The following is a 12,495-nucleotide window of genomic DNA, read 5'->3' as shown; positions in this document are numbered from 1 at the left end:
TTTTAAAAAAAAACTTTGTGTATCTCTGTTTTACTTCGTGAATCTTTGTGTAATAAAGTGCTAACCAAACCAATTAACCAATGAGAAATCCAAAATCAACCGTACTCAAGAATATTCTTTTGAATTTGAAACTTGCTCAATTTTCAAATGAAAATCCAGAAATTGAAGTCGATACAATTATTGCTTTCAAAAATAGTGACCCTGTTACGAGAAGAAAATTTGTTACAGATGTGGCAAAGTTTAGTTTACTTACTGGAATTATTGGAACATCTGTAATAAGCTGTAAAAAAGAAGAAGAAAAAACAAGAAACCCAATATCCGATGAAGGCGAAGGTGTTGGATCTTCAAATGATAAAAAAGTAGTGATAGTTGGTGCTGGAATGGCAGGTTTGAACGCTGCTTATCAATTGAGAAAAGTAGGAATTAGAGCTACCGTTTATGAAGGAAGTTTTAGATTGGGCGGAAGGATTTTGACACATTATGGTGATGCGTTGCAAATGGGTATTCATCCCGAATTTGGAGGCGATTTTATAGATTCGAATCATGAAGATATGCTCGCTTTGGCGAAAGAATTTGATTTGGAATTAATCGATATGTATGCCGAATCCAAAGCTGCAAATTTGATACATGAAACCTTCTTTTTTGATGGAAGGCATATTTCGGAAGAAGAAATTATAAAAGAGTTCAAAAAAATTGCGCCAGCAATTCAAAAAGATGCAACTAGTTTAGGAGAAGATTATGATACCCCTGCGGCTTTGGTTTTTGATAAAATGACTTTGAAGGATTATATAAAGTCTTTGAAATGCAGTCAATGGTTGAAAGATATTTTTACTGCAGCTTATTTGGCGGAATTTGGATTGGACACTTCGGAACAGTCCGCAATCAATTTCTTGGATATGGTTGATACCAATACTTCTGAAGGATTTAAAATTTTTGGCGATAGCGATGAGAAGTATAGAATTAAGGAAGGAAATTCTAAGTTGATTGAACATTTATCTGGAAAAGTGGCCGATTCAATTGTGATGAAATCCATATTGACAGCCATTTCAAACAAAGACGGGAAATATACATTGTCATTTAAGGATAAAGAAGATGTTCAGGCCGATTATGTGATTATTGCTATTCCGTTTACTATGTTACGTGATGTGAAAATGGACTTAAGCGACATGACTCAGGAGAAGATGAATTCGATTCAGGAATTGGGTTACGGACAAAATAATAAATTGTTTTTAGGATATCAAGGTAGACCTTGGTGCGAAGGGAAAAATAATTATTACGGTTATTTATTTCACAAAGACATTCATGACGGCTGGGACTCCAGTAGTATAAAAAGCGTAGTCAGTAACAAAGGGGTCTATTGTTGTTTCTTTGGAGGAGATGAATCTATTGCCTTGTCAAAAGTGGCAGTGCATAATCCGCATGCACCCGCAACGCATATCTGGAAAACAGATTTGCCTCAAAAAGAAATCGATAAATATGTAGGTCAAATGGAGGAAGTTTTTCCAGGGTCTAAAAAAGCGTACGTAAACAAACATGTTTTTGCTTGTTGGTCTTCTTATCCATTTGTAAAAGCCAGTTATACCTGTCCAAAACCAGGACAATGGAATAAAGCTATGTTATATACAAGCGAGCCTGTAGGTAATGTTTATTTTGCGGGAGAACATTGTAGTGTAGATTATCAAGGGTTCATGAATGGAGCCGCAGAAACAGGACGATTGGCTGCAGAACAAATTACATCAAAAATTAAAAAAGCAAATATTTAAAATTAATAACCAAAACCTAACCAAAACCAAAATGAAAAAAGCAGTAGTAGTTTTAGCATTAATGCTAACGAGTAGTTTCGTATTTGCACAAGATACACCAGTAGCGGCACAAGATGCCCCAGAATCTAAATTTGCTGCAGCTGTTGATGTTGTAGCTCCCTATTTGTGGAGAGGGATTAAATACAGTAGTAATAAAGTAGCATTTCAGCCTTATGCTTCCTATGCATTTACAGAGAAATTAACCGTAGGAGTTTGGGGAACTACCAATTTTTCGAGTGCAGCAGACGCTTATAATGAATTTGATTGGTATGTATCGTATCAAGTTACGCCAATTGTAAAAGTGATGCTGAGTGATTATTATTGGCCAGCAACAAAAAATAATACTAGTTGGGAGCGCAGTAAATACTTTGACTATTCAGAAGGCTCAGCTCAAACTTTAGATTTGTCATTACTACTAGATTTCTCGGATAAAGGTGTGCCTTTGGATTTTCAATGGAATACTTTTGTAGGCGGTAATGATTATAAATATGATGCGGATGGAAACGCGACTAGAGCATTCTCTTCTTATGCAGAGGCTGGATATACTTATTCTTGGGAAAAACCAGGTCTTGATTTTAGACCATTTGTAGGAGCAGTGGTAATTAATGGAGGGTATTATGGAACTGACGAAGAAGGAAATGCAGGATTCTTTTTCTCTAATGTAGGTTTGAATGTAGCCAAAGAAATTAAATTCTCCGAAAAATTCAGTTTGCCTGTTTTTATCAGATATACGTATAATGAGTATGGATATGTAAAAGAAGATGATGAATTGAGTCATAATTTCATTTCTGGTGGTATGACTTTTACAATCAAATAATTTATCAAAAAAAAGCAATATTTTATATTCCTAGTTTCAAAACCTTAAACACACATCTAACTTTTAGTTTGTGAGTTTAAGGTTTTTTATTGCCTTTAATTTTTAGATTTATTTTGAATTTAAAACAGCGGCATGTTTTTAGGTTGTAATTTAATATATTTTTTTACCCCTATTTTTTAAGGGGGTTATTTTTTTTAGTCATGTTTTTTTTATTTGTAAATTAACTATTTTAAGTATTTTATTTTTAAAAGTATAAAAATTATAGGGTATTTTAATAAAATATGATTATTGAATTTTTAAAATTCAAGGATTAAAATAGGAAATACATATTATTTTTCGATGATTTTTGGATATCAATAATTCTTTTCGGAAAGTCTTTAAAAAGTTTTTCTGTTAACTAAAAGTTAATAATTTCGCTTCAAGAAAAAGAAAAAATAACCAAATTTAATTCAATTGTCTTAATTGAATTATTAACTAAAAACAGATTAAATATGAAAAAAGTAATTACTATTTTAGTTTTAGCATTGACAACAAGTATTGGATTCGCACAAGACGCTGCAGAATCTACGCCATTGCAAATTTCAGGTTCTGGAGATTTGTATTACAAGTATGATTTTTCAAAAACAGCAAACATTCCAACAAGTTTTGGAACAGATCAAAATTCGGTGTCTTTAGGAATGCTTGATATTGCATTCAAGAAGTCCATTAAAAAAGTGTCTTTTGTAGGAGAAGTATCTTTTGGTCCAAGAGGACAGTATCAATCCATTCCAAATGCAGATGGAACTTATGATGATGAAAATTCTAATTCATTCCACATTCAAAATTTATATGCTACTTATGCAGTTTCAGATAAATTTAGTTTTACGGCAGGTTACATGGGAACTTTCATAGGGTATGAGGTAATTTCTCCTCTGGGTAATTTTAGTTACTCAACCTCTTATTTGTTTACGAATGGACCATTCCAAAATGCAGGTATAAAAGCCAACTATAAAATAACCGATAAATTTGGTGCAATGATTGGTTTATTTAATGACCAATGGAATAAGTATCAAGCTGATCCAATAAAAGGATTAAATGCTGTTGGTGGTCAATTGTCTTATGCTTCGGGTGCAAGCAGTGCTTACCTAAACTTTATGGACGGTTCTGTAAGTGGTACTATTGTTGATTTGACAGCTACTTTACAACTTACTGATAAATTCAAATTTGGTTTGAATGTGGCCGATTTTTCAAATGAGGGAAAAGTAGGTTATACAGGTGCAGCAATATACCCATCGTATGCTATTACTGATGCTTTTGCTTTAGGATTGCGAGGTGAATATTTTAAATACAAAGAAGGTTCAGGAGATACAGATGTAACTGCTTTGACTTTATCAGGTAACTATAAAGTAAGTGGATTAACTATTATTCCTGAGTTTAGAATGGATAATAATTCTGATGAAGTTATTTTTGTTGATTCTGATTTGGCTCCTGCTAAATCTGCTTCTCAATTTCTTATTGCCGTAGTTTACGGATTCTAATAATATGTTTATTTATTTGAGTTTATAATTTACTAAATATTAAAAAATATTTTTTTTTTGCTGTCAAGATCCTATTATTGGGTTTTGGCAGCTTTTTTTGTTTTAATGCATCTGTTTTTGAAGTAGTGTTATTTGTTTAATTTTCGTTTACTTTGTAACTTATTTTAAATAATCGCACTTGTTTTTCTTTACCAAAAATAGACCTGTATTAAAGGATTTAATTCCTAATAATCATGTTGATATCCATTCGCATTTATTGCCCGGAATTGATGATGGCGCACCAACTTTTGAGCATACTTTGGGGTTGGTAAAGGCTCTTCAAGGATTTGGATTTTCTCAGTTTGTGACTACTCCACATACTATGAGGTATGTATGGGATAATACAAAAGAAAGAATTCTAGAAGTTAAGAATGAAACTGTTTTAGAATTGCAAAAGCAAACGATATCATTCCCTTTTCGTGCGGCATCAGAATATATGATGGACGATCATTTTGTAAAACTTTTTCAGAAGGGAGAGCTATTGACATTGAAAGACAATTATGTATTGGTAGAAATGTCTTATATCAATGCGCCTATGCAGTTGTATACTATACTTTTTGATTTGCAGGTGGCAGGCTATATTCCCGTTTTGGCACATCCAGAACGATATACATTTTACCACAATAATTTTGAAGAATATCTGAAATTAAAAAGGGTAGGTTGTCTTTTTCAGCTTAATTTGTTGGCGGTTGTTGGGTATTATGGGGAGTCAATTGCTAAAATTGCCGAACAATTATTACAAAAAGGAATGTACGATTTTGTGGGATCAGATGTGCATCATAACAATCATATTGCAGCTTTTGAGGAGAAAGTAAAGATCAAAGAAATAACTGCAATAAAAGAAGTGATTAAGAATAATCAGTTTTTTCGAGTAGAGTAGGTTTTGTTTTGGTAAGTAAAATATCTATCTGAACTTTAAATCTGAGGATTTGTTATGCAAATTAATTTTGTTGGAATGTTTTAATTCGATTAGCATAACAATTTTAATAAAGCAGTGCGTATACGGTCTCTGTCCGAATCTGTTAAGTTTGATCCTGAGGGCAAACTTAGTCCGTTTTCAAATAACGTTTCTGCAATTTTATTTCCATAAAAAGGATAGTTTTCATAGAGCGGTTGTAAATGCATTGGTTTCCATAAAGGTCTGCATTCTATATTAGAATCCAATAATGCCAACCGAATGTTTTCTCGATTGATTCCGTTTTTGGTTTCGGCAGAATTTACAAGTATAGAGGTCAACCAATAATTAGCAAAATAATCTGGATTTATAGTCGAAAAAACAGTGATTCCGGAAATATTTTCGAAAAGAGACACATAAAAATCATGCATAGTTCTTCTCAGGGCAATATGTTTTTCCAGTACTTTCATCTGACCGCGTCCAATACCAGCACAAATATTGCTCATTTGGTAATTATAACCTAGTTCACTGTGTTGATAGTGAGGGGCTTCGTCCTTGGCTTGTGAGGCTAAAAATTGAGCTTTTTTCTTTGTGTGTTTGCTTGAAGTTATCAGTATTCCGCCTCCTGAAGTGGTTATGATTTTGTTTCCATTGAATGAAAATACACTAATGTCACCAAATGTGCCGCATTTTTTTCCTTTATAACTGCTTCCTAGAGCCTCGGCGCTGTCTTCCAAAATTGGTATATTATATTTGTTGGCAATGGCTCTTATTTCGTCTATTTTATAGGGGACGCCATATAAATGTACAGTGATTATTGCCTTTGGGATTTGCCCTTTGTGAACAGTGTCTACAATGGCTTCTTCTAAAGCGATGGGACACAGATTCCAGGTTTCGATTTCGCTATCAACAAAAACAGGAGTGGCTCCTTGATATAAAATAGGATTAGCCGATGCCGAAAAGGTCATGGATTGGCAAATAACAACATCGCCTGCTTTTACGCCCAAGAGAATTAAACCCAAATGTATGGCTGCCGTTGCTGAGCTTAGTGCTGTTGCAAAGACATTTTGAGATAAATAGTTTTCTAGATCATGTTCAAATTCCGTAATATTTAGCCCCAATGGAGAAATCCAATTCGTATCGAAAGCTTCGTGTATGTAGTTGAGTTCGCTACCACCCATGTGAGGTGTGGATAGCCATATTTTTGGATTATTCATTGTCTTTAATATTGAATATCAGAGGAATTCAGTATATTTATTTTATTGGTTAATTATTTTAAATCCTTATTGTACAATAATAGGCCACTGATTAGATTGATCAAACGGATTTGCCCAGTTTTTGCCAATCAAAACGGCTGTCTAAAAATAAATTTCAGCGAGAATCTTTAGAATCTGTGACATCTGTGGGTAATTTATGATTCAAGAGTAAACTGCTATAATTTTGATTCTGGGTTAAAAGTAAGTAAAAATAATCTTTTTTGATAAAGTATGAATTTAGAATAAAGTAAAAACAAAAAACGCATTTTGAATCAATCAAAATGCGTTTTTACATGTTTTATTTTTTATAAATCGAGTAGATAGTGCTAACCGTTTTTTCGTCCAAAACATCATTGACTTCATTTTGAATGTAATGAAGTTTGAAAGCTATAATGGCCGCCGAAAGATTTGTAGTGTTGTATCCTATTATTTGTAATCCTTGCTCGGCATTGAAATCACTAGGTGGACAAAGAAGTGTTTCGTCTGGCCAGACCCCAAACCCATTTAAAGCCAAAAGTTTCCAAGGAAATAAAGCACTTGGATCTTTTTTTCTTGTAGGGGCAATATCAGCATGACCAATAATGTTTTGTGTTGGAATGTTGTAGTCTTTTTTCAATTTGGTCAAAAGTGCCAATAAAGTATTGATTTGTAAATCCGAAAACGGTTCAGAGCCATTATTGTCCAATTCAATTCCGATAGAACTGGAGTTAATGTCAGTATCCTTTCCCCAAGAACTATTCCCAGCGTGCCATGCTCTCAAATAATCATTAAGCATGTGAATTACTTTACCATCTCTGGCAATCACATAATGAGCACTTACTTTGGTCTCTTTTAAGGTAAAAGTTTTTAAAGTTTGTTGCACCGAATCCTGTGCGGTATGATGAATAATGATAAAATTAGGCTTTCTTAAATTAAAATTAACCGTTCCTACCCATTCCGAGACGATGCCGTTTTGTAAAATCTTAGTGTCGGTTTTAGAAAGGGTATCTTTGTAATTTAACAACTGATTTTTGTATCGATAAGCAATGCTGTCAACCACAACGAAGGATTCGCTTTTTAAAGGAACAGCTTCTTTTGTAGAAATAGTTTCTTTTAGGGTGTTTATTTGTGCATTGTATTCCTTTTCGGTTGCTTTATGTGGGTTTTTTGTGGCACACGATGCAATAAAAAGGATTAGAATGAGATAGTAAAAGTTCTTTTTCATAACGGGCAGTTCAATTTTTTTTGTAACAAATTCTAGTGTTTTCGAGATTCAATTTTGTTTTTTCTGTCTTCACTCAAAATTTGATATTTAGCTTTTTGGTCTTTATTTAATATTTCCATTACTTCCAAATCGGTCATTTCACCTAGAACTTTAAGTTCGTTAGCTTTATCCTCGTCACTACTCTCTTTTTTAAGTAAGGCGTCTTGTTTTTTAAGTGATTTAGTATAGATATTATTGAGGACCACTTCTTGAAGTGCATCTAAATTAAGTTCTTTTTTATAGTATTCAACAATTTTGGCAGCCGTTACTTCTGCAGGAATAGGCTTTGGAGCACTTGGTTGACTGGATGGCATTTGCGACATTTGGTTGGATCTACCGTAACCATTTCCTCCATATCCACCTCCACCATATCCACTACCACCGTAACCATTGCCATATTGTGCCGAAATATTATTGGCAGATAAAAATAAGAATGCCACAAAAAGTACTGTTTTAAATGCTCTCATATAAATATAATCTTGAAAAATTAAAAATCTAGACCGGTTCTCCGTATAAGTCAAATTCTGTCGCTTCAATAATTTTGATCATAGCAAATTCACCTGTTTTTACATAGTGTTTTGTAGCATCAATCAATACTTCGTTATCTACATCGGGACTGTCAAATTCGGTTCTACCCACAAAATGACCTCCTTCTTTTCTGTCAATAATACATCTAAATGTTTTGCCAACTTTCTCTTGATTCAAATCCCAAGAGATCTGAGATTGCAACTCCATAATTTCATTGGCGCGATCTTGTTTTACATTGTCTGGAACATCGTCTTCCAGTAAGTAAGCATGTGTATTTTCTTCATGTGAATAAGCAAAACAGCCCATTCGGTCAAACTTCATTTCTTGAACAAAATCTTTCAAAATATTGAAATCTTCCTGAGTTTCTCCTGGATATCCAACGATTAAAGTCGTACGGATAGCCATTCCAGGAACTGCTGCTCTAAAGTCTTTTAATAATTGGGTTGTTTTTTCTTGTGTTGTCCCGCGTCGCATCGATTTCAAAATAGAATCCGATATGTGTTGCAACGGAATATCAATATAATTACAAATTTTAGGTTCGCGTTTCATGATTTCAAGAACATCCATCGGAAAACCGGTAGGGAAGGCGTAGTGCAAACGAATCCATTCAATGCCTTCTACTTTTACCAAAGCTTCCAGTAATTCACCCAATGCTCTTTTTTTATACAAATCAAGACCATAATAGGTCAAATCTTGCGCAATCAAAATCAATTCTTTTACCCCGTTTTTTGCAAGTCCTTCCGATTCTTTAACCAGTTTTTCAATGGTTTGAGATACGTTTTTCCCTCTCATTAACGGAATAGCACAAAAACTACAAGGTCTGTCACAACCTTCCGAAATTTTTAGATAAGCATAATTTTTAGGAGTCGTAGTTAAACGTTCTCCCAATAATTCATGCTTATAATCCGCACCCAATGCCTTCAGTAAAGCAGGTAATTCGGTAGTTCCAAAATACTGATCCACATTTGGAATCTCTTTTTCTAAATCCGGTCGGTATCTTTCAGATAAACAACCGGTTACAAAAACTTTATCTACAAGACCTTTTTCTTTCTTATCGGCATATTCCAAAATCATATTTACTGATTCTGCTTTGGCATTATCAATAAATCCGCAAGTGTTAATCACTATTATATTTCCTTCATCTTCTGCTTTGGCTTCATGAGTCACTTCTTTCCCGCTCGCACGGAGTTGCCCCATTAGCACTTCACTGTCATACACATTTTTGGAACACCCTAGAGTGATCACATTTATTTTGTTCTTTTTTAAAGACTTCGTTCTCATAGTATTACATTCCCGATAATTTAGGAATTTTGCAAAATTACAATTTTTTACCCAAACCTTGCTTGTTTCCTTTTCAAAAAGCCTCGTTTTGTTTTCATAAAAATGAATTGGAGCACAATATTTAATGTAGTCAATACCATTAGTCCCGCTGTCCTTCCAATCTTTTGTTCCGATAAAAATCGGAACAAAAGGATTTTCCCTCCCATCGGGGCTAGGCGAGATGTTTAGTTTTTTTTACAAATAAGCAAAGCAATAAAATGGTTGACATTTTTGGAAAATATTTCAATTAATGCGTTTTTTTTTGCCAGTAGATTTCTAATGCAGGTTCTGGGTTTAAGAAACCAAAAGCTGTGGATTTGCAATCAATGTTATGTATAGCCCAAGAAGGATGGCAACTAGTTACCGAAGTAACGTGTACAGCCCGACCGCATTTGTAAATGTGGCCGAATAAGCAGTTTGAGAAAGTGGCCACTTTTGCAAATGTGGTCTTGCCTAAATTATTCTTTTTAGAAAAACAAAAACCACTTCCGAAAGATTTCAAAAGTGGTTTTTATTATAATATAGGATTGGGTATTCCTACATTTCAAAAGATAAAGTCATAGTAAAAATGTTTTTATGCGTATCGATTTGGGCTTTTTCGGTAAATCCTTGTCTAAAGAATTGTTCTTGAGCAGTGTTGTTGGAATATATATAGGATAAATCAAGTTTTATAGCTCCAAAACTATAGCCTAAACCTCCAGAAAAGCTGTTCAAGTCACCCATAGTTGTCGAATTGTTGTAAGGGCTTCCTTCAAAACGATATCCTCCTCTTATCTTAAATTTGTCAATTTTGTATTCGGCGCCCAAACGTATTTCGTTTGAAGAACCTAGAGAGTTTTGAATATCAGCATTTAAGCCTCTAAAATAACTGTCGTTTTCAGGGGAATATTCCGTACAACTATAATCTTTGTATTTGTAATCGAGACTTATTAAACCCGATTTTCCAAAAACATAAGCGATACTTCCTGTTATACTTCCAGGAGTACGTAAATCATAAGGAGCATAATAATTGATTACATGAGGATCAACTACATCTGGTGGCCTTGTGTTTACTGTGTTACTTCTAATAGAGGTTAGTTTTTGAGAAAGTTCTTCTTGTAAATTGTACCATGTTGGAGATTCATAGGTAAAACCCATGCGTAGTTCATTGGTAATTTTAGCAATTGCTCCTATTTGAAAAGAAAACCCAGCTCCGTAGGTATGTATGTTATTTGAAAAATTTAAGCTTTTAACCTCGTAGTCTATATCTAAAGGGTTGTTGTTGGATTCATAAAAATTGGAGTTTTGTACATAATCTGTAAAATGAGAGTTTAAGTTAAACCCAAAATATATTTTGTCTTTATACTGTACGGCACTGTTGAAAATCAATTTTCCGTTATAGCCATTGGAGTAAACACTGTTTTCTTGGTAATATTTACCTCCTGAGCGTACATTTGAGGTGTACGAAGTATTTGTGTCAACGTCAGCAACCGGGTTTATGATGAATCCATAGTATCCGAGATAAGCCTGTTGTGCTCCATTATTTAAAAAGGCATAATTGTTGTTTGTTATTGTTTTAAGAGGAACGCCATCTGCATAGCTTAAAAAATAATTAGCTAAAGAATTAATAGGACTTGTCCCTGCAGAAAATAGTGAATTGTCGTAGTTGTTGGTGTTTTCATAATTAATTGACATAGTGAATTTTTGCCAATCATTGTTTGGGTTTCTGTTTTTGAAAACGAAAACCCCACCTGCTTGATTGATTTCAAAATTGTTTTCGCTTGCCGATGCGGAAGTGCCAAAATAATTAGAATTATTTTTGATGTTATAATTACCCATTGTAAAGGCAAATTGATTGTTTGCAAATACTGCCGATCCTGCAGGGTTTATATTTATAGATGATAAATCGCCTCCTAGTGCTCCAAATGCACCACTCATAGCTGTAAAACGAGCCGTTCCGTGCAATTCGGTTTGAGAATACCGCATAGCATCTTTAATTTCTTGAGCTTGTACTATCGAACAGAATAGTGCAGCTAAGAGTAATAATAGTTTTTTTTTCATTGGGTTGAGCTTATGGTTAGTTAATTTCTAGATGAGATAGATACTAGTTATCTTCTGCCGCCGCCGCCAGACATTCTTCCGCCACCACCGCCACTAGACATTCTTCCTCCGCTACCGCCAGACATACTGCTACCACTGCTTCTGTAAGAACTGTTACTAGGTGTGTAGCTTGAATTAGAGCGTTGATAATTTTGACCGGAAGAGTTGTATCTGTTTTGTGTAGACGCACTTCTAGATTGATTTTGGCTGTAATTTCTAGTAGAGGTATAACTATTTCTATTAGTAAAAGTTGGAGCTTGTCTGCTTATACTGTTGTCATTTCTGCTATAATTACTGTTCCTATTGTATGTACTGTTTCTATTGTATGTATTGCTATTTCGGGTGGTATAATTTCTGTTGTAAACAGAGTTGTTGTATGTTCCTGCATATGATGATCCTCTTCTGCTATAATTATAAGCGTAGGGAGAAGTATATCCGTATCCATAACCTGGGTAGGCGCATCCGTATCCTGGATATCCCCAGCCGTAACCTGGGTAGCCCCATCCATAATAGGGATAGCCCCATCCATAATAAGGGTATCCATAACCATAATAAGGATATCCCCACCCAAAACCAATAGACCAATAGCTGTCTGGATAAACTGTAACTGTTGTTTCCTGCGGAGAACTACCCCAAGAAGCATAACCTGTAGATGGTGCTTGTATAGAGTCGTTTTGTGTATCGTAGTTAATGCCGTAGCTATTTACATCGGTAAATATTTCACCAGAAACTCCAGTGTTTTGTAATGAACTAAAGTATTGTTTATATTGTACTGAAGCTGAATTTTGTTGGTTGTCCTTTATAACAATTTTCTCTCCATTTGTGCCATAAATACCGTCGTTATCATAATAAGAACTGTTCTGGTAAGAACCACAAGAGGTTACTAGCAAACTCAAAAATCCTATTAAGAAATAAAGAGGTGTTTTCCGAGTAATATTTGTGTTTGTTTTCATTTTGGTAGATTATTTTATTGTTGGACTATACAAATTTAGTTAGTTT

Annotated in this window: 10 protein-coding genes; 4 read left to right on the top strand and 6 right to left on the bottom strand. The window is 34.3% G+C overall.

Translation table 11 applies throughout. From position 1 onward, the window contains the following. Positions 1-80 precede the first annotated feature (80 nt). The 4 genes from KZH69_RS10125 (at position 81) to KZH69_RS10110 (ending at position 5,055) form a co-directional block, all read left to right on the top strand. Entirely contained in the window at positions 81-1,763 is a 1,683-nt protein-coding gene (locus tag KZH69_RS10125; protein WP_219317321.1) for a flavin monoamine oxidase family protein, read from the top strand. Between the two features lie 31 nt (positions 1,764-1,794). Further along, positions 1,795-2,619, top strand: coding sequence for a TorF family putative porin (locus KZH69_RS10120; protein ID WP_219317320.1), 825 nt, complete (start codon positions 1,795-1,797; stop codon positions 2,617-2,619). Positions 2,620-3,110: 491 nt separating this feature from the next. Then, the gene (locus KZH69_RS10115; protein WP_219317319.1) at positions 3,111-4,136 is read left to right on the top strand and encodes an outer membrane beta-barrel protein; all 1,026 of its coding nucleotides are present in this window, start codon (positions 3,111-3,113) and stop codon (positions 4,134-4,136) included. Positions 4,137-4,314: 178 nt separating this feature from the next. Further along, positions 4,315-5,055, top strand: a complete 741-nt coding sequence (locus KZH69_RS10110; RefSeq protein WP_219317318.1) for a tyrosine-protein phosphatase — start codon at positions 4,315-4,317, stop codon at positions 5,053-5,055. A gap of 89 nt (positions 5,056-5,144) precedes the next feature. Here the strand turns inward: KZH69_RS10110 and KZH69_RS10105 are convergent, their stop codons facing one another. The 6 genes from KZH69_RS10105 to KZH69_RS10080 form a co-directional block, all read right to left on the bottom strand. Next, positions 5,145-6,287 carry a DegT/DnrJ/EryC1/StrS family aminotransferase gene (locus KZH69_RS10105; protein ID WP_219317317.1) on the bottom strand — a complete coding sequence of 381 codons (1,143 nt, stop codon included), beginning with the start codon at positions 6,285-6,287 and terminating at the stop codon, positions 5,145-5,147. A gap of 337 nt (positions 6,288-6,624) precedes the next feature. Further along, the gene (locus KZH69_RS10100; RefSeq protein ID WP_219317316.1) at positions 6,625-7,530 is read right to left on the bottom strand and encodes an N-acetylmuramoyl-L-alanine amidase; all 906 of its coding nucleotides are present in this window, start codon (positions 7,528-7,530) and stop codon (positions 6,625-6,627) included. A gap of 32 nt (positions 7,531-7,562) precedes the next feature. After that, a complete protein-coding gene (locus tag KZH69_RS10095; RefSeq protein ID WP_219317315.1) occupies positions 7,563-8,036 on the bottom strand; it encodes a hypothetical protein in 474 nt (157 codons plus the stop codon). A gap of 28 nt (positions 8,037-8,064) precedes the next feature. Next, positions 8,065-9,378, bottom strand: a complete 1,314-nt coding sequence (gene rimO / locus KZH69_RS10090) for a 30S ribosomal protein S12 methylthiotransferase RimO (RefSeq protein ID WP_219317314.1) — start codon at positions 9,376-9,378, stop codon at positions 8,065-8,067. Positions 9,379-9,954: 576 nt separating this feature from the next. Beyond that, positions 9,955-11,457 carry an OmpP1/FadL family transporter gene (locus tag KZH69_RS10085; protein ID WP_219317313.1) on the bottom strand — a complete coding sequence of 501 codons (1,503 nt, stop codon included), beginning with the start codon at positions 11,455-11,457 and terminating at the stop codon, positions 9,955-9,957. A gap of 47 nt (positions 11,458-11,504) precedes the next feature. Continuing rightward, positions 11,505-12,449 (bottom strand): hypothetical protein, encoded by a 945-nt coding sequence (locus KZH69_RS10080; protein WP_219317312.1) that lies wholly within the window; start codon positions 12,447-12,449, stop codon positions 11,505-11,507. Positions 12,450-12,495 lie beyond the last annotated feature (46 nt).

Origin of the sequence: Flavobacterium taihuense (genome assembly GCF_019351435.1) — a bacterium.
Classification (GTDB): Bacteria; Bacteroidota; Bacteroidia; order Flavobacteriales; family Flavobacteriaceae; genus Flavobacterium; species Flavobacterium taihuense.
Note: the sequence above shows the minus strand (reverse complement) of the source record. Positions and strands in the feature narration are given on the sequence as shown.